This is a genomic window from Klebsiella sp. HC6 (assembly GCF_022605325.1).
Lineage (GTDB): Bacteria > Pseudomonadota > Gammaproteobacteria > Enterobacterales > Enterobacteriaceae > Klebsiella > Klebsiella terrigena.
This window is the reverse complement of record NZ_CP093276.1, coordinates 3,260,109-3,280,275: the sequence shown is the minus strand read 5'-3', so window position 1 is coordinate 3,280,275 and position 20,167 is coordinate 3,260,109. Positions and strand designations below refer to the sequence as shown.

The following is a 20,167-nucleotide window of genomic DNA, read 5'->3' as shown; positions in this document are numbered from 1 at the left end:
TGGCCGGGAGAACGGGCTGGGGTTAGCCTTTTTTACGGGTTTTAATAAACCGCGTAATCACGACGAAAAATACGGGAACAAAGAAGATAGCCAGTAAGGTTCCGCTAATCATGCCCCCGAAAACGCCCGTTCCTATAGCATGCTGGGTGCTGTCACTCGCTCCGCTGGCAAGCATCAAGGGTACGACGCCTAATGTAAAAGCCAGCGATGTCATGAGGATTGGGCGTAAACGCTGCTTCGACGCGATCAGCGTTGCTTCGAGCAAACTCATACCCTGGCTCATTAATTGCCTGGCAAATTCAATAATCAGGATTGCATTCTTGGCGGAAAGTCCAATAAGGGTTATCAGGCCTACCTTGAAGAAGACGTCGTTGGTCATATTGGCCGCGGTAACGGCGATAACCGCGCCGAGCAGGCCCAGAGGAACAACAAGCATAACCGCGAATGGAACAGACCAGCTTTCATACAGCGCTGCCAGGACCATAAATACGACCAACACCGAGAGCACAATTAGCCCAGGTAACTGCGATGCGGACTCTTTTTCCTGCAATGAACTTCCAGCCCATTCTCCTGCGAAACCCGACGGCAACTGTTGCGACAGCTCCTCCATTGCCTTCATGGCATTGCCTGTGGATTGCCCTACGGCGGCGCTGCCGGTAATGCGTATGGCAGGATACCCCTGATAGCGATTCAGCTGCTGCGGGGCGACGTTCCAGGATAGCGTCACAAAGGTGGCTAAAGGCAGCATCTGCCCCGAGCGATTCTTGACCGATAGGGCTAATAATTGCTCCGGCTGCATGCGGTGCGGCGCATCGGCCTGGACAATCACCTGCTGAACCCGACCCTTGTTGGTGTAATCATTGACATAATTCGAACCCGTGGCGACAGAAATCGTTTGATTAATTTCGTCAAACGACACTCCCATCGCTTCCGCCTTTTCTCTGTCCACGTCGAGAGCAAGGCTGGTGCCTTCCGGAAGCCCATCGATATAGACGTCTGACAACTGATAACTTTGATTCGCGCGCTGCACGAGACCGTCCGCCGCCTTTTTGAGAGCCTGATAGCCCTTACCGGCCCGGTCCTGCAAATAATAGGTAAACCCGGATGATGTCCCCATATCGGAAATAGCCGGGGGAAGCAGACTCATCGTTACCGCGTCAGGCACGTTTTCCATTCTGGACTGAATATAGTCAGCTTCATCCTGCGCGGTCGTGCCCACGCGTTTTTTCCAGTCCTTCAGCGTGGTAAAAGCCATAGCCGAGTTCTGGCCTGAGCCTGAAAAGCCAAATCCGAGGATCATAATGTTGCTTTCAACGGCCTGCTGAGTGGCGATTTCATCCTCAAACTTTTGCACCACCTTAACCGTTCGCTGCATCGTCGCGTCGGCTGGAAGCTGGATTGACGACATAAAGTAGCCCTGATCTTCATCCGGTAAAAATGACGAAGGCAATGACGAGAGTCCGGCATACAGCGCAAAGCATAGCGCGGCATAGAGCATCATCATGCGTCCGCTCCGCCTCAGAACAAACCCCAGTCCGGATTCGTAAAAGGCGCCGAGGCGATTAAAACGTGCGTTGAACCACGTGGAAAAGGCTCTTTTTTTACTTCGATCATGACTGTGCGGCTTGAGTAGCGTTGCGCAGAGGGCAGGGGTGAGCGTCAGCGCCAGAAATGCCGATAATAAAATGGACACCGCCATAGAAATGCAGAATTGTCGGTAAATAATCCCGACGGATCCGCTGGCAAAACCCATAGGTATAAATACCGCGGTCAGTACCAGCGTAATGCCAATAATGGCCGGGGTGATTTCATGCATAGCTTCTCGCGTTGCCTCCCTGGGGGAGAGCCCTTTTTCCTCCATCAGACGTTCGACGTTCTCCACCACAACGATCGCATCATCGACGATAATGCCGATCGCCAGCACCATGCCAAACATGGTCAGTATGTTGATCGAATAGCCGCTTAATAACATCACCGTAAAGGTACCCAACAAAGCCACAGGGGCCACGATAGCGGGAATAATAGTGCAGCGGATTTTATGCAGGAAAAGCAGCATCACGAGGAAGACCAGCACCATCGCTTCGGCAAAGGTCTGCACAACTTTGATGATTGAAAGCTTAACAAAAGGCGCGGTGTCAAAAGGAACCGTAAACTCCATTCCTTCAGGCAGCACGGCTGACAATTCCGTCAGCCGCGCGCGAATACCCGATGCCGTGCTGATAGCATTTGCTCCCGGCGAAAGCTGAATAGCCGCCGCCGTTGCGGGAACGCCATTCTCACGAATGCCAAATGCATAACTTTGTAACCCGGACTCTACGCGGGCAATATCAGATAATTTCAGACGCGCGCCTGAGACCTCCGATTTAATCGTGATATTGCGAAATTCCTCAACCGTTGAGAGCTGTCCTCTGACGTTGATCGGGTAGGTGACGCCCTGGCCGGGAACGGCAGGCTCATCTCCCGTTCTGCCGGGCGAAACAATCACGTTTTGTTGACTCAGTGCCGTTAATACCTCCGTGACGGAAAGCCCATAGCTGTGTAATTTCATTGGGTCCAGCCATATGCGAAGGGCCTTTTCCCCGCCAAATAGCTGCACTTTCCCTACACCCGGCACGCGTCGCAGTTCATCGGTCACATTTCTGGCGAAATAGTCACTTAAATCTGCTTCCTCATATGCTCCGCTTTGGGATTTTAATCCCACCATCATCAGGAACCCGGAATTAGCTGCCTCAACGTTTATGCCGTTTTGTCTCACCGCCTGCGGTAAACGCGCCTCCACGATCTTAATCTGGTTTTGCAGGTCCATCTGGGCGAGCTTGACATCGGTTCCCGGCTTGAAGGTGACCGTAATTGAAGCCATACCGGTGGTGTCACTTGAGGATTCAAAATAGAGTAAATTGTCCACAGCCGAAATTTCGCGTTCGATAAGCGAAACGACAGAGCTGTTCATTACATCCGGGCTGGCACCGGGGTAGCTGACCGAAATAATGATACCCGGCGGAGCGACAGCCGGATATTGCGCTATCGGCAGGCGCGGGATCGACAGTATTCCGCTCAGCACAATAAACAGGGCGACCACCCAGGCGAAAATGGGACGTTCAATAAAAAAATGCGGCATCAGATAAACTTCCAGTCAACAAATATAACGTTCAGGAAAATCAAAATGATTCGTTTGATACACGAACCTCATCATCCGCCGTGACTCGTTTGCCGATATCCCTGAGCTGTGAGAATTTCTCAAGGAGTTGCGGCGCGTCGTCCAGGCTCGTCGCGAACATCCACATATAGGTCATCACGGAATAAATATGGCCGGCATTGGTGCCCGGCGTTAGCGTCATCCAGATGATGGTTATGGTAAAAAGTAAAGATATCAGGGTACCAATGGCTAAATATCCCCACGCTTCCCTGTCTGATAATGCGATACGTAGACGCGCAAGGATGGCGTAATGCCTGCTCAGCGCCAGCGGCACCGCCTTGTGAACATATTCGACCTCTTTTTCCAGGCGATTATTCAGGCGTCGGTATAACGACTCGTTTTTATCTGCATATCCGGATACAAAACACATCAGGATTGCCACAATGATCAAACAGATAACCCCTGCCCAGAACTCAATCAATAGCAGCATTATTGCCGCGCCAAAAAGTGAAATGACCGAGGTGATAAGCAGAGGGAGATGCATTTCAAAGAAATCAACAAACTCGCGCGAGAGCGTCACGCGGGCGGCAATAGTCGAATGATTGAGCGAGTATTTACGCTGAGAGACCACTACCGACACGGCAAGCCTGGCGTAGATCCTGGCAAAGGTTCGGGTATCAATACTGCGTCTTGCCGCGCCGATTAACCACATAAACAAAACCATCAGGCCATATATGGCCGCGCTGAACGTCTGTCCGGCAAGAATGGCATTTATCGCGATACCCGCCGCTACGGGGTAGAGCAGAAAGGCGATATTTTCGGCAAAGACAAGAAAAAAAGTGACGAACAGTTTTTTCCTGTGGCGGATTGCCAGGATTTTAAGTGAATTACCCACCTCGGAAGGGGCTGGTGGATAAGCGGTATCTTTATAAATCATAGTTATTTCATCTTGTGCGCCTGAAAGCGCATTAGGTCTGTCATGGGCATCACCGGCCCAAATGGTTGTGTTCTTTGCTCAAAATCCCGGTTGCGGCCCGGGTTAGACTGAGAGCCTGCGCTGATTCTACGAGACTGATATTGACCCGGTATGAGATGTTTATGGAGACAGTGTGGAGGTAAATAATGATGGGCTTTTCCTCGATACTGCGTTTACGCCTGGTTGGGATGTCAGGAGAGCTCATGTTAACGAGTGGCTTAAATTAACCGGATAAGTAAAAACATGGGTGAGCCGCAGAAGAATATCACCAGGAAAAACTCATAATAAAACAGGACATCAGCTATTTCAGGCGTTATGTCCAAAAGCAGATTAAAAACGACAGCGCTATAAACAAATATCACTGCAAGCCAGAACGTCACGATCGAGAGATCTTTAAGCGCCCCCGCTTGTTTTTGCTTAATGAACAACAGAACCGATACGGCTATGCAAACATATATGAACGGTGATGATAGTATTGTGGTAGTGACCCTCTCTTCGACATGATGTATCAGAATCAGCCAGGCATACAACATCCCCCATGACGTAAGAATGAATAAAATAGAGTCGATAATTTTTTGGAGGCAGACGTTTTTTATAATATTCATGTTCATTACCATAATGAAGTAGTCGATGACCGCTCGATTATATTATCGAGAATTGCCGTTATGTGATGAATCATATTCAGCAATGGCTATTGATGGCCGAGTGTTGCATGACAATGTTGAGCATTTATATCTGAATTGTGTAGCGAGTATGGACAGGTCGTCTGGTGCTTTCCCGATGGGTTTTTCTGTACAGCCGTAAAAATTAATTTCTGTTGCAACTTTTCTACAATCCGATAGTCAGATTGTCACGTCGTTACCAGACAGGTAAATTATGCGGCATTTATTCCCCTCTGCAGTGAGGGTAAATTAATAACGACAGGCCAGCTTTTCAGCGTAAAATAATAGTGATGATCCGTACGGACAGGAGATCAAATGAACAACAATAACCTGATCGTTGTCGTTGAAGACGATGATGAAATTGCCGACATACTCACAAGCTATTTGCATCGGGCAGGGATGAGGGCGCTCAGGGCTGCGGACGGCGAGCAGGCCCTGAACCTGAGTCGTTTACATAAGCCAGATCTCATTTTACTGGACATCCATTTGCCCGTGTATGATGGCTGGAGCGTCCTGACGACCTTGCGCAGAGAGAGCAATGTTCCGGTCATCATGGTCACCGCCCTGGATCAGGACGTCGATAAGCTGATGGGCCTGAGGCTGGGAGCAGATGACTATGTGATAAAACCGTTTAATCCCTCTGAAGTTATCGCGAGAGTCGAAGCGGTGCTCCGACGAACCAGGCAGAATACCGAACTGGTGAATTCAAGGCCCTTAAGAACGTCATTTATGACAATCTACCCGGATGATTTTTTTATTGAAATTACCGTTGGGGATCGGTCCGTCACCCCGGTGCTGACCACAACTGAATTTAAACTCCTGACCTATCTGGCAAGATATCCCAGAAAGGTGTGCTCTCGCGAAGAGCTGCTTGATGCCTGCCTGCCGGAAGGTGATACCCTCGATCGCACGGTGGATAGCCACATGAGTAAGCTGCGGAAAAAGCTCGAACTAGCGGGCCTTAAGGGGATCCCTGAAAGCGTTCGAGGTCTGGGTTACCGTTTGGGTGAAAACAAATGAATAAAGAAACGATTCTGAGTCGGCAAATATTGACGTATATGCTGTTGCTCACCTTCATTATTATTGCAATCGCCGTAGTGGGTTCTTATTTATTTTATAGTTTTTTGATCGACTATCTGCCGGGGGGCGCAACCGCAGGTAATGAAGATGATATGACCATGCTGGACTGGATGTGGATCGCGATTGCTTCGCTAACCAGTCTTGTTGTTTCCCTGTTCTTTACCATTAAGCTGTCGTCAAGAATACTGACTCCGCTAAACGCTGTCGCCTCCAGCCTGAAACAAATTTCCCAGGGAAATCTTGATGCTCGGGCATCTTGCACCAGCTCTCAGCTGGGGGAGATGAATAATCTTGTGAATGATTTCAATGAAATGGCGCAAAAACTGCAGACCCTGGATGTTCAGCGGAATTTATGGAATGCGGCGATTGCTCACGAGCTCAGGACGCCGGTGACGATTCTACGAGGAAGGCTTCAGGGTCTGGTTGACGGAGTGTTTGAGCCTGAACCGCTACTGTTCAGAAACCTGCTTAAGCAAACTGAAGGGTTAACTAATCTGATCGAAGACCTGCGGGTTGTCAGCTCCTCCGGAGGCGCCGGGTATACTCTTACGCTCAATAAGGTCGATCTTCCCGCCACCATTACCAGCGTCCTTGATACTTTTTTACCGGAGTTTCGACGAGAGCAGTTTGCTATTTTAACTGAACTCAAAGAGCAGCACTGCATCTGCGATCCGTTGCGGATTATTCAGTGCCTGACGGTTCTCTTTGATAATGCATTGAAATATTCAACATCACGAACGTTAATTTTGAAAAATGGTGTTTCAGGGAAAAATAATTTTATCCTGGTGCAGGATAAGGGACCAGGGATCCCGCAAGAGCTACAGAAATATATATTCCAACCTTTTCAGCGTGGAGAATATGCAAGAAGCGTTAACCCTGATGGATGCGGATTAGGGTTATCAGTAGTCAAGGCTATTATGCTGGCGCACGGAGGTGACGTTAGCTATACGTTAACACGCGATAATCACTCGGTGTTTACGCTATCGTGGCCAGCGGTTAAGGCTGAACAAACGTACTGATAAATAAGGCTCCATCGAGCCTTATTTTAGGTGGGTAATTGCCACATTTCTCCTAGCTTAGCATCCCACAGCGCCGGCGTAATTTTAAGCTTGCCGCGTTTTGGGCTTAATGTGATTTCACTGAAATAAACGTCATCGCCTTGCAACATCAGGTCAACGCGGCAATAGTCAATTTCTTTGGCCAGTTCCTGAGCGGCGGTGATGGCGTTATGAAATGACGTTGGTTCCGGTACGACGTCTGGCGTATTTGGGTATTCCATCTGAAATGGCTGCAAATTCCACGATCTGTCATATACATTAATGAATTCGTCACCGTTTTCATCAGTGAAATCCGCCTCTAAAAAGCATGCCACGCCGTGAAAACAATGAATTCTTAACATTTCCGGGGTATTGCTTTTTTCCTTGTCGGAAAATAAGTCGATAAATTTTTCACAGAGGATGACGGGGATGATATTCTTATATTGCCATTCTCTGGTGGTATAATACATGTTCTTTTTAAGTGCCAGCTGTAGTTTTTTTAGGGCGTTAACCGGGTTGAACTTTTCTCTGTTCGTACAAATCACCGCGCTGCCGCTATCATGGTTACATTTTAAAACGAATTTTTCAGGCAGCTTGTTAAAATCGATATCATCGGTTCTGTTGTAGACACCAATTAAAGGGATGGTTTTAACCAACTGGGTTCTTGTATGTACATACTCTCTCACCGCCAGCTTATCAGCCAGTAAGGTATAAAATGAGTTGTGGTCAAATATCATTCGATGACAAATTTTCTCATTCAGCGTTACTGGGTTTCTTAGGTTGGATGCGTTTCCTGAAACTTTAGTCAGCGCGGCAGTATGATAGTAAAGATCTGTTGTAAAAAAGACTCTGCTTTTTCTGAGTAAATATTCGATATACTTAAGCGAGTAATTAAGTTTGTTCATGGTTCCCCCTGAGTGGAATGCATATTCTGGCGGGGGATGATTGATTTATATTGCTCAGATTATGGAGGGAGCGTGGAGTGGTGTGCCAGAGTTAACGATATATTTAAACCGAATAGCATCCGCCTGGAGTCCAGGTCAGGCGCAGGTCGGGCAGAGAGCCAAAAATCGTGTCCGGCATGCCAGCCCGGTGCGAAAAAAAGAGGGCCGGTAGGGCCGTACCCCTCTCTTGAATTTGGTATTTAAGCGGTGCTATAAGATGAGAGTGCTTTTGAGTGATGCCTGCTATTTCTGGTTACTACCGCTCAATGAATAAGTAAAGGTCGGAAAATGATTCAGTCAGTTCAGCCAGCAACGACGCCTACCACCACCACCGCAACCTGCGGCGGCGTGGGCGTATCTGTGGCTGGCTCCTGACAAAACAGATACCCACTCCCCGCCGGTCCGGACGGGGAGACACGGCTCTCCGTTCATCACATTTTGAATGGAGACACATCATGATTTCATCTGAACAAGCGCTAATCATTATCGATATGCAGGAGGGGCTTTTCCGGGGCCCGGCTGCTCCGCATTGTGCAGACGCGGTTCTGTCAAATATCTGTCTGCTCATCGCCAAAGCGAGGCGCTCTCAGGTGCCGGTCTTTTTTGTTCGCCACATTGGGCCTGACGATTCCCCCTTCTCAGAGCACGGCCCGCTAACAAAGCTGATACCCGAACTCGACGTGGACGCCGAGCGGGATAGCATTTTGACTAAAAAGCATCCCAGCTGTTTTCGCGATACCGAACTGCAGCTTCAGCTCAGCCACAGAGGCGTCAAGCAGCTGACTATCGCCGGGATCAAAACAGAGTTTTGCGTCGACACCACCTGCCGGGCAGCGCCGGAGCTGGGCTTCAGCACCGTGCTGATTTCAGATGCGCATACCACAATGGATAACCCGCATTTATCGGCAAACGAAATTATTGGCCACCACAACAGAACGCTGGCGGGCCCGTTTGTAACGCTTTCGACCGCTGCTAACTGGAACTTTGATTCTGACAAGTGAGTGCCGTATGCGTCAGGGCATCGCGAACGCCATCCATCGAGGCAGCCGGTAAGGCTGCCTTTGGGATTTATTATTATCGACTCCGGGATGATGCCTTTTACGCCAGCATCCTCTATGCTGACCAACGCTTTGATAAAGGACCTGTTCCCATGATAACAGTAGAGAAAGCGGATCCATTTTCCCCCGAATCGTATGGTTTAATCGAATCTTTGTCCGCTGAGCTTGCCGCGATTACCGGCGACAGCGGCAAGAGCCATTTCACCGTTGATGCAATGGCCGGGGAGAGAACGCTCTGGGTTCTGGCAAGAAATACGCGCGGTGATGCCGTAGGATGTGGCGCCATCCGGCCCTTAACGCAGGATATTGCCGAGCTTAAAAGGATGTATTCCGACCGCAGCGCTCATGGTATTGGCCACGCCTTACTTGCTTTGCTGGAGACATCGGCAAAGAGTATGGGATACCGCGAGCTTTGGCTTGAGACCCGGCGAGTTAACCATCGGGCGGTACGTTTTTATGAGAAAAATGGTTACGCGCGTATTGAGAACTACGGCCCCTATATCGGGCGAGAAGAGGCGGTCTGTTTCTCGAAGGTATTAGTCACGAGTAGAGCGCAGGCTGAGGCACAGGCACGCGGGGCGATCGATAACAACCGGTAGAGATGACGATCCTCATCCGTAATGCGTAGCCGGCAATCGTTTCGCAAGGATCCTCCGCGATCCGCTATTTTGACCGAGAGTTATCGTGCAGTGCTGACGATACGCCGCGCGCAGCGGCGACAGGCTCAATCTGAGAACCTTCTTCGGGCCGCTGCGGCGGGCAGGCGGCACGTCCCTGATTTTTATCACCAATAGCAGCCTGGCTGAACCGGACCATCGTTGATAACTGGCGTCGGGGACGTGCCGCCAGGCTTGCTTAGCTGCGTGCCAGTTCAAACAGCCGACGCGCCGCCGGGGTCAACCCTGACATATGGATACAGGCGTGCACCATGCCCGGCAGTCGTTCGCAGCGTACCGCCACCCCGGCCTCCTCAAGCCGAAGCGCATATCGTTCGGCCTCATCGCGCAGCGGATCGTATTCGCAGCTCAGGATGGTTGCCGGCGGCAAATCGCGCAGTGAAGCCGCGTGCAGCGGTTCGGCGTAAGGATGACGACGTTCTCCCAGATAGCTGTGCCAGCAAAACGCCATCGCATCGCGCGTTAAATAGTAGCCCTCAGCGAATGCGCGATAGCTCCCGGTTGCCATATCGCGACTTAACGCCGGATACAGCAGCAGCTGATGTTCGATGCGAGGGCCGCCGCGATCCCGCGCCAGCAGCGCGGTCGCCGCTGCAAGGTTTCCGCCGGCGCTATCGCCGCCCACCGCCAGGCGGCGGCTGTCGATGCCTAAACGCTGCGCCCGTTCGTAGACCCAGCATAGCGCCTGGTAAACATCCTCTAACGGTCGTGGAAACGGATGCTCTGGCGCCAGCCGGTAATCCACGGACACGATTACCCGTCCGGTAGCATTGGCCAGCGCCTGACAGGGCCGATTGTACAGCGCCAGCGATCCCAGACACCAGCCGCCGCCGTGAGCAAACAGCATCGCCGGCCGCGCGGTTTCTGCGTTTAAGCCGGCTGGCGTATAAACGCGAAGGACAATACCGTGACCATCATCAGCGGTAGCGACATAGTCTTTGTAGCCATCGCTGGTTTCCATCTCCCCCTGGAGCTGGAGCAAGCCGGCTTCCGTGGCCGCGCGCATCTCGGCCAGCGTGGCGGGCGGCGGGGCGCCCGCTTGCGACGACGCGGCGAGAAAGTCGGCAATATGCGGATCAAGCGGCATAGTGAGTTTCCTCTGACAGAAAGGGGACGATCAGCGCGATAAACGCCTCATGACGCTCTTCGGTAATAAAATGGCCGCAGTCGGCCACCGTCTCGCCGCGCAGGTCCTGGGCATTTCCGCGTAGGGTCGTCAGCGGCGCATCACCCGTTGCATATTCAGCTCCCACCGTCAGCACCGGCATCGTTAAGGCCGTTTTCGCCCGGCGCTGGTTCTGCCGAATGGTCTCCGGGATCGCTCGATAGTAATCGAAGCCCGCGCGCAGCCCGCCTGGCGCAGAATAAGCGGCGATATAAACCTCCGCGGCTACCCGATCGCGGCGATGAGACCAGCGGTTGAATATATAGCTGAGATACTGTGATTCACGGCCGTAGGTCAGGGTTTCCGGTAAATCAGCCAGCTGATTGAACATGAAGTGCCAAAGAAAAATATTCTCCTCCGGGGCGACAAAAATCGACGGGGCAGGGGCCAGCCCCGGGATCACCGCCTCAGTCAGCACAAGTCGCTCAATTGCCTGCGGAAAATCGCTCGCCATGGCGTAGCCAATCCACATGCCAATATCGTGGCCCACCAGGCTGTAGCGCTGATGCCCCAGCTGCGCCATGACCGCGTGCAGCACGGCGCCAACGCTGCCGGTGTCGTAACCGCCGAGGGGCTTATCGGAATCGCCGATGCCGGGAGGGTCAACCGCGATCGCCTGAAAACCGGCGTCGGCAAGCGCGCGGAGGACGTAGCGCCAGGTATACCAGGTCTGGGGCCAGCCGGGTATCAGCAGTACCGGCTGTCCTTTTCCCGCCACGACGCAGTGAATGCGCTGTCCGTTGACCTTCGGATAGACGTGCTGCGCCTCAAGATCCGCGTAGAGGATCTCGTCATATTGTTGTTCCATGAGGGGTTCCTTGAAATGTTCTGGCCTAGAGAATGCCGAGTAATTTTTTGATTTGATGAGGATTTACCGGCGCGCCGGCGAAGTCGTCGAAGACCTTATCGGTGATGTGAATAATGTGGCTGCGGATGAAATCCGCCCCCTCACGGGCACCGTCCAGCGGATTCTTCAGGCAGCATTCCCACTCCAGCGTTGCCCAGCCGGCGTAATCGTATTGCGCAAGCTTTGCGAAAATGGCTTTGAAATCAACCTGACCGTCACCCAGGGAGCGGAAGCGGCCCGCGCGATCGATCCATGATTGATAGCCGCCGTAGATCCCCTGACGACCGGTGGGATTAAACTCGGCGTCTTTAACGTGGAACATCCCGATCACGTCCTTATAAATATCAATAAACTCCAGGTAGTTGAGCTGCTGTAGCACCATATGGCTAGGGTCAAAAAGCACCCGACAGCGGGGATGTTCGCCCACCCGCTGGTGGAACATTTCGAACGTCACGCCATCATGAAGATCTTCGCTGGGGTGGATTTCATAGCACAGATTAATCCCCGAATCCTCGCAGGCGTTGAGCACCGGCAGCCAGCGTCTGGCGAGCTCGTCGAAAGCGGTTTCGATTAGCCCGGCAGGACGCTGCGGGAAGGGAAAGAGATAAGGCCAGGCCAGCGAGCCGGAAAACGTACCCAGTTCGCTGAGGCCAAGGCGCGCGGAGGCTTTGACGGCCATCAGCAGCTGTTGTCGGGCCCACTCGCCGCGGGCCTGCGGATTGCCGTGCACTTCGGGCGGCGCAAAACTGTCGCATAAGCTGTCGTAGGCCGGATGTACCGCCATCAGCTGGCCGAAAATATGGCTGGTCAGTTCGCTGACCACCAGGCCGTGTTCCGCCAGCATACCGGTAAGATCGTCGCAGTAGGTCTGACTTTCCGCCGCGGTGGCCACGTCGAAGAGGCGCCGATCCCATACCGGGATCTGCAATGCCTTAAAGCCGGTTTCTGCGGCCCAGCGGGCAATCGCAGGCAAGCTGTTGAAGGGGGCAACCTCGTCGTTGAACTGAGCGAGGTGCAGGGCTGGACCTTTGAGGGTTCTCATCGTAAACTCCTATTGTTTGTCAATCGACAAACAATAGGAGTAAAAACCGATAACCGCAAGCGAAAATTATAAATGCGTTGGTAATCTCAATGATTTAAGCGATCCTGTCGCACTCAATATCGGGCAAACTGGAGCAACGTAATGGCAGGCAGACCGCGCGAATTCGATCGTGAGCTGGCGCTTTTGAAAGCGCGCAATCTATTCTGGCGACAGGGCTATGAAGGGACGTCAATGTCGGATTTGGTGGCCGAACTGGGTATCGCCTCCGCGCGTATTTACAAGGCGTTCGGTTCAAAAGAACAGCTTTTTCGGCAAGCGATCGCTGACTATGAAAATCGCGAAGGGGGATTTGCGGATCGCGCCTTTGCCGCCGGGAACAGCGTGCGCCAGGCAATTGAAACGCTGCTGATGGATGCCGTGTATCTGTACTGCCAGCCGGATCTGCCGCAGGGGTGTATGGTGGTCGCCTCCGCGGCCAGCGTCAGCGCGGACAATGACGACATCAAAACCTGGCTGGCCCAGCATCGTCTTCAGCGCACGCAGCAGATTATCGACCGGCTGCGGCAGGCGGTGCAGAGCGGCGAGCTGCCAGCCACGACCGACGCTGACGGCCTGGGTGATTATTTCGCCGCCTTTTTGCACGGCCTGTCGGTTCAGGCTCGCGATGGCGTTGCGCAATCGCGGCTGCTGGCGGCGGTTAACGTGGCGCTGACCGCGCTACCGCATGCGGATTAATGGATTTTCGCTGGCAACGACGTGAAGCCAGCCTGCGGCAACGTTTCCCCCACGCTGCCGCTGCTCGACAAGTACCGATGGCGCGCCGGGTACGATGCGGTTAAGCAGGGCGGCTGAGCTTCTTTATATGGGCCGACAGGTTCCAGTTGATAACGCATGATGCTACCAGCGCGATAAACCATGGAATTCTGGAGCCGTCAAAAAAATGTTCTCCAATGATGTCGCCCAGCGCCAGGCAGGTAAAAATCGATGAAAAATAGAGCCAGGCTCTTAAAACGCTTAGATTGTTGAACACCGTCATCATCCTTTGATTTTCCAGAACCCAACCATGCTGATTAAAGGCGCGGCGGGCAACTGCCAGATCGTTGGGTTGACACAGGCCAGAGGTCGCTATTTGTTGCGCTTCGCATGCGACAGCGCACGTTGACCGTCCCGGTTGCATTTCGCACGGCATGCCGGTTCGATGCTGGGGCGTGATGAGGTGGTCCGCCCGGGATCCCTGTGCAAGAGCACAAGGGCGGACCTTGGTCATAGGGGGTCTACAACCGGCGCGAATTTTACCATTTAAGCTATGGCCGAAATATTAAAACTCCCGCCCGATAAAGGATTTAAGATTTACCTCAGCTTATACATCAATGCGTTGGGGCAGAGAGCGGCGATGGGGCCAGCAAGCACGTGAAGCATTGCGCCGTTTGAGAGCGATTGCGACAGCTGGGACATTATTTCAGGCGTTCAAGTGCCAGTAAGTCACGCAATGTCACGAAATTCTAATGGTCGCATTGGGCTTTAACGTCACCGACAAAAGACGACACCGCATCTTGCGAGATGTCATTTGAGTTTGTCCTGTTTATGGTCATTAACGCTTTCGTCTTATCCGTCGAAATCTGCCACGTCTGAAGAGTCAGCCCCAAATCTGTGGCATAGGCTCCAACCATTGATGTTGGGCTTATCACCGTATAGGTCATGCTGCTATCGGTTACGGAAGGTGCTTTTTTATCGATGTTCACAACGAATATTTTCCCCGTGTAACCATCTTTTTTGAAGTCATATTGGTTGTACTCATTTGCACCGAAACCATGTAAGTTTCCAATAACCCAGCATCCGGCATCGGCGGATGAAACGGGCAGAAGTAAGATAAAACCGAGCAAACATTTACTTATCATTGCGAGTTATTCCCTTTTGTCAAAAATGTCAGCCGTGTAAGCGTATTATGAACTTCGAGGCGCCTGTCTTCCAAAAAATGTTGCGCGCCATGTTCATATCTGGTGGGGAAATAGAGTGATTTCACTTCGAGAGACCACGCTGCGTTCGCAGATAAAAATCTGCCCGAAACACGTTAAGTTGATGGCAAAAATACGTCGTATTTTAGAGGGGAGGTGGGGCATTTTTGGGGGGCGAAAAGGGCCTCAGGAGCGTTTTTGGGGCATTAAAAAGGCCGCGAACGTCCGCTATTGTCCGTTAACCGCACAACCTAACTCCTTGTATTGCCAATAAACGCATGATTCCCCGCGATTGTTTCTTATAAGTACGTAAAAGTTAATGAATTTTTAACAAAAGGTCGTTATGTTGTCGGCATCACAGTTTTGTTAAGGGTTTTCCATGCGCGATAAATACTCCGGCCTGCAGATAGGCATCCACTGGCTGGTATTTTTATTAGTGGTTGGCGCCTATGCCGCCATGGAGCTGCGGGGCTTTTTCCCCCGCAGCGACCGGCCGTTGATTAATATGATCCACGTCTCCTGCGGCATTTCCATCTGCGTACTGATGGTAGTGCGCCTGCTGGTGCGCCTGAAGTCGCCCGCGCCGCCGATTGTGCCGAAGCCATCGCCGATGATGACCGGCTTCGCGCACCTCGGGCACCTGGTTATCTATCTGCTGTTTATCGCCTTGCCGATCGTCGGCATGGTCATGATGTATAACCGCGGCAACCCGTGGTATGCGTTTGGCCTGACGATGCCCTATGCGGCGCAAAGTAATTTTGAGCTGGTGGACACGCTGAAGGGCGTGCACAGCCTGCTGGCGAATACCGGCTACTTCGTCGTTGGCCTGCATGCGCTGGCGGCGCTGATGCATCACTATTTGTGGAAAGACAATACGCTGCTGCGCATGATGCCGCGCAGGCGCTAGCGCCCGTTGGCTCTCTACCTTCAGACCCCGCCTCGCGCGGGGTTTTTTTTATCTCTTTTGCCGCAGGTTGTGATACATCTGATGGCATCCATGGGAAAAGGGGAATGAAGATGAGAGTCAGACTTGCCGCGCCGGACGAAGCGCCGGCGCTATGGGAGATCCGCAATCAGGCGATACGCCACGGCTGTCGTGAAAGCTATGAGGCCGAGGTTCTGCGGGCCTGGACGCCGGACATGATGCCGGAAGGCTATCGTCATGCGGTGCGCGACAACCCCTTTTACGTGGTTGAAGAGGAGGGCGGGCGAACGGCCGCCACCGGCTATCTCGACCTGCGCGCCGGCAGCGTGGAGGCGATTTTTACCCGCCCGGAGTGCTTCGGTAAGGGCTACGCCGGGCTAATCGTGACGGCGATAATCGCCGAAGCGCGCCGTCGGGGGCTGACGCGGATCACGCTGGAAGCCACGCCCAACGCCGCCGGTTTCTATCTGCGCCACGGTTTTGTCGCGCTCGGTGAAAAATGGCTGCCATCAAAGCTGGCTAACGCCGATTTGCGCTGCGTGGATATGGCGCTGGAGCTGAACTGAGCCTAAAACGGCGCCGCTGTGCTACGGTTAAAGCGGCGTTTCAATTTGCCAGCTTGCGTAATTAAATATAGTATACCCCCCTATATGATATGGAGGGCGTCACCGTGCCACATTCACCTGAAGACAAAAAACGCGCGCTGAGCCGCGTGCGCCGTATTCGCGGGCAGGTCGAGGCGCTTGAGCGCGCGCTGGAGTCCGGCGAGTCCTGTATGACAATCCTGCAGCAGATCGCCTCAATTCGCGGCGCAACCAACGGTTTGATGGGGGAGATGGTGGAAATTCATCTCCAGGATGAGCTGGTAAGCGGCGAAACCACCCCCGACCAGAGAGCGATAAGAATGGCGGAAGTCGGCCATCTGCTACGATCCTACTTAAAATAAATCACGACGAAGGAAGAGACCCTTATGAAATCACGTGCAGCAGTCGCGTTTGGCCCGGGCCAGCCGCTGAAGATCGTTGAGATTGACGTCGCGCCGCCGAAAAAAGGCGAAGTGCTGGTCAAAATCACCCACACCGGCGTCTGCCATACCGATGCCTTTACCCTTTCCGGCGACGATCCGGAAGGCGTGTTCCCGGCGGTGCTGGGGCATGAAGGCGGCGGCATTGTCGTTGAAGTCGGTGAAGGGGTGACCAGCCTGCAGCCGGGCGATCACGTTATTCCGCTGTATACCGCCGAGTGCGGCGAGTGCAAATTCTGTAAATCCGGCAAAACCAACCTCTGCCAGGCGGTTCGCGCCACCCAGGGCAAAGGCCTGATGCCGGATGGTACCACCCGTTTCTCCTATAACGGCGAGCCGATTTATCACTATATGGGCACCAGCACCTTCAGCGAATACACCGTGTGTGCGGAGATTTCGCTGGCGAAAGTTAACCCTCAGGCGCCGCTGGAGAAAGTCTGCCTGCTGGGCTGCGGCGTGACCACCGGGATCGGCGCCGTTCACAACACCGCGAAGGTAAAAGAGGGCGATACGGTGGCGGTATTTGGCCTCGGCGGAATCGGTCTGGCGGTGATTCAGGGCGCGGTACAGGCGAAAGCCGGGCGCATTCTGGCGGTCGATACCAATCCGGATAAGTTCACCCTCGCCAAAGAGATGGGCGCGACCGACTTTATCAATCCGCGAGATTACGAAAAGCCGGTACAGGACGTCATCGTTGAGCTGACCGACGGCGGCGTGGACTTCAGCTTTGAGTGTATCGGCAACGTCAACGTTATGCGTTCGGCGCTGGAGTGCTGCCATAAAGGCTGGGGCGAGAGCGTGATTATCGGCGTGGCCGGTGCGGGCCAGGAGATTAAAACCCGGCCGTTCCAGCTGGTAACCGGCCGCGTATGGCGCGGTTCCGCATTCGGCGGCGTGAAGGGGCGCACCCAGCTGCCGGGCATGGTTGAAGACGCGATGGCGGGCAAAATTCGCCTCGATCCGTTTATCACCCATCGCCTGCCGCTGGATCAGATCAACGAAGCGTTTGACCTGATGCACGAAGGTAAATCAATTCGTACCGTTATTCATTTCGGCGACCAGTAACCGCGGCCGACGCCTGGGCAAAAAAATACCTGCCGGCGGCTTCACCGGCAGGTATGACTTTTACAGGACGCCGCGCTTACTGCTGGTCAGGCAGCGCGTAGGCGATGATATAGTCCCCGCGATCCGGCGACTGACGTGCGCCCCCCGCGTTAATGATGATGTACTGCTTGCCGGTTTTCGGCGAAACGTAGGTCATCGGACCGGACTGGCTGCCGACCGGCAGACGGGATTTCCAGATTTCCTTACCGCTGGCGGTATCAAACGCCCGCAGGTAGAAGTCCTGGGTACCGGCGAAGAACAGCAGGCCGGACTGAGTAGAGAGCGATGCGCCGAGGGTTGGCATGCCGATGGGAATTGGCATATGCATCCGAATCCCCAGCGGGCCGGTATCCTCAACGGTGCCGACCGGCACCTGCCACACCAGCTTCCCGCTTTTCAGATCCACCGCTGACATCGTACCAAACGGCGGCTTCTGGCACGGAATGCCCAGCGGCGACAGGAAGCGTTCGCGCATTGCGCCAAACGGCGTACCTTCCATCGGCACGATACCCATCTCAATCCCGCTGGCGTCTTTTGCCACTTTGGCGCGCGGCACCATATAGTTTGCCAGGCCGAGACGCATATCGTTGACGAACATCAGGCCGTTATTCGGGTCGACCGACACGCTGCCCCAGTTCATGCCGCCCAGCGAGCCCGGGTACTGCAATGAACGATCTTCGCCCGGCGGGGTGAAAATACCCTCATGACGCATGGATTTAAAGGCAATGCGGCAGATCAGCAGATCGACCGGCGTGGCGCCCCACATATCCGACTCTTTCAGCGTTTCGTTACCGATCATCGGCATGCCGACGGAGTAGGGCTGGGTTGGCGAATAGCGCTCGCCCGCCACGTTGCCCTGCGGAACCGGACGTTCCTCCACTTTGGCAATCGGCTCACCGGTTTCGCGGTTGAGCATAAAGATCATGCCCTGCTTGCTGGTCTGTACCAGCACCGGGGTGGTCCCGCCTTTGCCATCCGGAAGGTCGTACAGCAGCGGCTGCGACGGCAGGTCGAAGTCCCACAGATCGTGATGGGTGGTCTGGTAGTGCCAGCGTACCCGGCCGGTCGTCGCATCGACGGCCACGATCGACGAGCTGTACTTATCGTCAAGCGCGGTCCGCTCGCCGCCAAAGAAGTCCGGCGTGGCGTTGCCGGTCGGCAGATAAATCAGGTTCAGCTTCGCGTCATAAGACATGGCTGACCAGACGTTAGGCGTACCGCGCGTGTAGGTTTGGCCCTCCGGCGGCAGTCCGGTCAGGCTCGGATTACCCGGATCCCACGCCCACGCCAGCTTGCCGCTGTGGACGTCGTAGGCGCGCACCACGCCCGGAGGCTCGCCGGTGGAGAAGTTATCCGCCACGCGGCCGCCGACCACCACCACGTTCCCCGCCACCAGAGGCGTCGAGGTCTGCTGGTAGTAGCCTGCTTTAATTTCCCCCATCCCAACGCTCAGGTCGACGACGCCGTGTTCACCAAAGGCTTCACAGGGTTTGCCGCTATCGGCGTCGATGGCGATCAGGCGCGCGTCGGTGGTCGGCAGGAACAGACGACGGGAGCAGGCGGCGGGCTGAACGTCAGCCGCCGGGGACGATTGGGCCACGCCGTCCGCGTAATAGCCGAGTCCGCGGCAGCGCTGCCAGTTCGGCGCGGTGGCTTTTGAATCGTAGCGCCATTTTTCCTTGCCGCTATCAACGTCCAGCGCCAGCACCTTGCTGTAAGGGGTGCAGACGTACAGCGTATCGCCGATTTGCAGGGGGGTATTCTGATCTTCGGCGCCGGAGCCGTTGCTCTGCGGAATATCCCCGGTATGGGCGACCCACGCCACCTGCAGCTGATTAACATTGTGCTTGTTAATCTGATCCAGCGCGGCGAAGCGATCGCCGTGGGTGGTATTGCCCCAGTGTTCCCAGTTTTTCTGCTGTTCGCCGGCGGCAACCGGCTTAACCGGCACCTCTTCGGTGGCGCTCACCAGCGGCTGCGCCCTGAACATCCAGCCGAAGCTGACGGCCAGCACCACGGCCAGCGCCGCCGCGAGGCCAAAGGCCGGGCCTTTGGCGGTCGCTTTAGCCGAGAAGTAAGGCCAGACGAGGGCCGAAAGGAGCGCCAGCGCGCCGAAGACAAACAGGCGCGAGAACAGCGGCCAGAAGGTCCATCCGGCATCGCTGATGGCCCAAACAATGGACGCCACAAACGCCAGCGCGTACAGCAGGATGCCGCTGCGACGGTTGCGGAAGATGAGTACGGAGGCGATAACCATCGCCAGCCCCATCAGGCTGAAATAGAGGCTGCCGCCGAGCGTGGCGAGTTTTATGCCAGGAATACCGATGGCCAGGCCGATTATCAGCATCAGCCCGGCGAGAAGCCACTTCAGGATCCGGGGGAATCCTCGTGGCGCGTGACCCGTTGTCATGTTGTCTCCTTAACCACCCGTTCTCAGGTGTGAACCAAATGAATCAAAAAATAAAACTGTGTCTTTTGAGTGAAGCGATAAATGGCTTCATGAAAGAGGGTTTTTTGCTGATTTTGATTTCATGT

General features: G+C 54.1%; 19 protein-coding genes. 9 read left to right on the top strand and 10 right to left on the bottom strand.

All coding sequences use genetic code 11. The features are described 5' to 3' along the window. Positions 1-22: 22 nt before the first annotated feature. The 3 genes from MMW58_RS15920 to crrC form a co-directional block, all read right to left on the bottom strand. Positions 23-3,118 (bottom strand): multidrug efflux RND transporter permease subunit, encoded by a 3,096-nt coding sequence (locus MMW58_RS15920; protein ID WP_241721595.1) that lies wholly within the window; start codon positions 3,116-3,118, stop codon positions 23-25. A gap of 40 nt (positions 3,119-3,158) precedes the next feature. Continuing rightward, positions 3,159-4,073, bottom strand: a complete 915-nt coding sequence (locus tag MMW58_RS15915; RefSeq protein ID WP_241721594.1) for an ABC transporter six-transmembrane domain-containing protein — start codon at positions 4,071-4,073, stop codon at positions 3,159-3,161. 257 nt (positions 4,074-4,330) lie between these two features. Continuing rightward, positions 4,331-4,645 carry a colistin resistant protein CrrC gene (crrC, locus tag MMW58_RS30450; protein WP_463351434.1) on the bottom strand — a complete coding sequence of 105 codons (315 nt, stop codon included), beginning with the start codon at positions 4,643-4,645 and terminating at the stop codon, positions 4,331-4,333. A gap of 444 nt (positions 4,646-5,089) precedes the next feature. Here crrC and MMW58_RS15910 point away from each other — a divergent pair, with 444 nt between their 5' ends. Together MMW58_RS15910 and MMW58_RS15905 are read left to right on the top strand one after the other, a co-directional pair. Next, entirely contained in the window at positions 5,090-5,794 is a 705-nt protein-coding gene (locus MMW58_RS15910; RefSeq protein WP_045855167.1) for a response regulator, read from the top strand. After that, on the top strand, positions 5,791-6,873 hold the full coding sequence (locus MMW58_RS15905; protein WP_241721593.1) for an ATP-binding protein: 1,083 nt from the start codon (positions 5,791-5,793) through the stop codon (positions 6,871-6,873). Before MMW58_RS15910 ends, MMW58_RS15905 begins: the two co-directional genes overlap by 4 nt. 26 nt (positions 6,874-6,899) lie before the next feature. Here the strand turns inward: MMW58_RS15905 and MMW58_RS15900 are convergent, their stop codons facing one another. Next, positions 6,900-7,796 (bottom strand): ATP-grasp fold amidoligase family protein, encoded by an 897-nt coding sequence (locus MMW58_RS15900; protein WP_241721592.1) that lies wholly within the window; start codon positions 7,794-7,796, stop codon positions 6,900-6,902. Between the two features lie 494 nt (positions 7,797-8,290). On the opposite strand from MMW58_RS15900, the gene MMW58_RS15895 reads away from it, so the two are divergent. Together MMW58_RS15895 and MMW58_RS15890 are read left to right on the top strand one after the other, a co-directional pair. Next, on the top strand, positions 8,291-8,836 hold the full coding sequence (locus tag MMW58_RS15895) for a cysteine hydrolase family protein (protein ID WP_241721591.1): 546 nt from the start codon (positions 8,291-8,293) through the stop codon (positions 8,834-8,836). A gap of 149 nt (positions 8,837-8,985) precedes the next feature. Further along, the gene (locus MMW58_RS15890; protein ID WP_241721590.1) at positions 8,986-9,492 is read left to right on the top strand and encodes a GNAT family N-acetyltransferase; all 507 of its coding nucleotides are present in this window, start codon (positions 8,986-8,988) and stop codon (positions 9,490-9,492) included. A 256-nt stretch (positions 9,493-9,748) separates the two neighbouring features. On the opposite strand, the gene MMW58_RS15885 is transcribed toward MMW58_RS15890, so the two are convergent. From MMW58_RS15885 to MMW58_RS15875, 3 genes are read right to left on the bottom strand one after another with little or no spacing between them, the layout of a single operon-like run. Further along, on the bottom strand, positions 9,749-10,657 hold the full coding sequence (locus tag MMW58_RS15885; RefSeq protein WP_241721589.1) for an alpha/beta hydrolase: 909 nt from the start codon (positions 10,655-10,657) through the stop codon (positions 9,749-9,751). Next, positions 10,647-11,543, bottom strand: coding sequence for an alpha/beta fold hydrolase (locus tag MMW58_RS15880; RefSeq protein ID WP_241721588.1), 897 nt, complete (start codon positions 11,541-11,543; stop codon positions 10,647-10,649). The genes MMW58_RS15885 and MMW58_RS15880 overlap by 11 nt, the downstream gene beginning before the upstream one ends. 25 nt (positions 11,544-11,568) lie before the next feature. Next, on the bottom strand, positions 11,569-12,624 hold the full coding sequence (locus MMW58_RS15875; protein WP_241721587.1) for a sugar phosphate isomerase/epimerase family protein: 1,056 nt from the start codon (positions 12,622-12,624) through the stop codon (positions 11,569-11,571). 141 nt (positions 12,625-12,765) lie between these two features. Between MMW58_RS15875 and MMW58_RS15870 the strand changes: the two genes are divergently transcribed. Next, the gene (locus MMW58_RS15870) at positions 12,766-13,359 is read left to right on the top strand and encodes a TetR/AcrR family transcriptional regulator (RefSeq protein ID WP_241721586.1); all 594 of its coding nucleotides are present in this window, start codon (positions 12,766-12,768) and stop codon (positions 13,357-13,359) included. A gap of 100 nt (positions 13,360-13,459) precedes the next feature. Here the strand turns inward: MMW58_RS15870 and MMW58_RS15865 are convergent, their stop codons facing one another. Beyond that, positions 13,460-13,891 carry a hypothetical protein gene (locus MMW58_RS15865; protein ID WP_159237324.1) on the bottom strand — a complete coding sequence of 144 codons (432 nt, stop codon included), beginning with the start codon at positions 13,889-13,891 and terminating at the stop codon, positions 13,460-13,462. A 235-nt stretch (positions 13,892-14,126) separates the two neighbouring features. Next, positions 14,127-14,522 carry a hypothetical protein gene (locus MMW58_RS15860; RefSeq protein WP_241721585.1) on the bottom strand — a complete coding sequence of 132 codons (396 nt, stop codon included), beginning with the start codon at positions 14,520-14,522 and terminating at the stop codon, positions 14,127-14,129. A 436-nt stretch (positions 14,523-14,958) separates the two neighbouring features. Here MMW58_RS15860 and cybB point away from each other — a divergent pair, with 436 nt between their 5' ends. From cybB to MMW58_RS15840, 4 genes are all read left to right on the top strand, one after another. Beyond that, positions 14,959-15,486 carry a cytochrome b561 gene (cybB, locus tag MMW58_RS15855; RefSeq protein WP_045855179.1) on the top strand — a complete coding sequence of 176 codons (528 nt, stop codon included), beginning with the start codon at positions 14,959-14,961 and terminating at the stop codon, positions 15,484-15,486. A 110-nt stretch (positions 15,487-15,596) separates the two neighbouring features. Then, positions 15,597-16,070: a GNAT family N-acetyltransferase gene (locus MMW58_RS15850; RefSeq protein ID WP_133599939.1), complete on the top strand. Its 474-nt coding sequence runs from the start codon at positions 15,597-15,599 to the stop codon at positions 16,068-16,070. Positions 16,071-16,174: 104 nt separating this feature from the next. Further along, entirely contained in the window at positions 16,175-16,450 is a 276-nt protein-coding gene (locus MMW58_RS15845; RefSeq protein ID WP_041147608.1) for a metal/formaldehyde-sensitive transcriptional repressor, read from the top strand. A gap of 24 nt (positions 16,451-16,474) precedes the next feature. Then, a complete protein-coding gene (locus MMW58_RS15840; protein ID WP_041145321.1) occupies positions 16,475-17,593 on the top strand; it encodes an S-(hydroxymethyl)glutathione dehydrogenase/class III alcohol dehydrogenase in 1,119 nt (372 codons plus the stop codon). Positions 17,594-17,669: 76 nt separating this feature from the next. Here the strand turns inward: MMW58_RS15840 and MMW58_RS15835 are convergent, their stop codons facing one another. Then, positions 17,670-20,042, bottom strand: a complete 2,373-nt coding sequence (locus tag MMW58_RS15835) for a membrane-bound PQQ-dependent dehydrogenase, glucose/quinate/shikimate family (protein ID WP_241721584.1) — start codon at positions 20,040-20,042, stop codon at positions 17,670-17,672. Positions 20,043-20,167: the final 125 nt, after the last annotated feature.

Coding starts and splice junctions, on each gene's coding strand:
- MMW58_RS15890 (WP_241721590.1), top strand. CDS start 8,986: ATGATAACAGTAGAGAAAGCGGATCCATTTTCCCCCGAATCGTATGGT.
- MMW58_RS15920 (WP_241721595.1), bottom strand. CDS start 3,118: ATGCCGCATTTTTTTATTGAACGTCCCATTTTCGCCTGGGTGGTCGCC.
- MMW58_RS15880 (WP_241721588.1), bottom strand. CDS start 11,543: ATGGAACAACAATATGACGAGATCCTCTACGCGGATCTTGAGGCGCAG.
- MMW58_RS15840 (WP_041145321.1), top strand. CDS start 16,475: ATGAAATCACGTGCAGCAGTCGCGTTTGGCCCGGGCCAGCCGCTGAAG.
- MMW58_RS15900 (WP_241721592.1), bottom strand. CDS start 7,796: ATGAACAAACTTAATTACTCGCTTAAGTATATCGAATATTTACTCAGA.
- MMW58_RS15835 (WP_241721584.1), bottom strand. CDS start 20,042: ATGACAACGGGTCACGCGCCACGAGGATTCCCCCGGATCCTGAAGTGG.
- MMW58_RS15905 (WP_241721593.1), top strand. CDS start 5,791: ATGAATAAAGAAACGATTCTGAGTCGGCAAATATTGACGTATATGCTG.
- MMW58_RS15870 (WP_241721586.1), top strand. CDS start 12,766: ATGGCAGGCAGACCGCGCGAATTCGATCGTGAGCTGGCGCTTTTGAAA.
- MMW58_RS15865 (WP_159237324.1), bottom strand. CDS start 13,891: ATGACCAAGGTCCGCCCTTGTGCTCTTGCACAGGGATCCCGGGCGGAC.
- MMW58_RS15860 (WP_241721585.1), bottom strand. CDS start 14,522: ATGATAAGTAAATGTTTGCTCGGTTTTATCTTACTTCTGCCCGTTTCA.
- MMW58_RS15910 (WP_045855167.1), top strand. CDS start 5,090: ATGAACAACAATAACCTGATCGTTGTCGTTGAAGACGATGATGAAATT.
- cybB (WP_045855179.1), top strand. CDS start 14,959: ATGCGCGATAAATACTCCGGCCTGCAGATAGGCATCCACTGGCTGGTA.
- MMW58_RS15885 (WP_241721589.1), bottom strand. CDS start 10,657: ATGCCGCTTGATCCGCATATTGCCGACTTTCTCGCCGCGTCGTCGCAA.
- MMW58_RS15875 (WP_241721587.1), bottom strand. CDS start 12,624: ATGAGAACCCTCAAAGGTCCAGCCCTGCACCTCGCTCAGTTCAACGAC.
- MMW58_RS15895 (WP_241721591.1), top strand. CDS start 8,291: ATGATTTCATCTGAACAAGCGCTAATCATTATCGATATGCAGGAGGGG.
- MMW58_RS15850 (WP_133599939.1), top strand. CDS start 15,597: ATGAGAGTCAGACTTGCCGCGCCGGACGAAGCGCCGGCGCTATGGGAG.
- crrC (WP_463351434.1), bottom strand. CDS start 4,645: ATGTTGTATGCCTGGCTGATTCTGATACATCATGTCGAAGAGAGGGTC.
- MMW58_RS15915 (WP_241721594.1), bottom strand. CDS start 4,073: ATGATTTATAAAGATACCGCTTATCCACCAGCCCCTTCCGAGGTGGGT.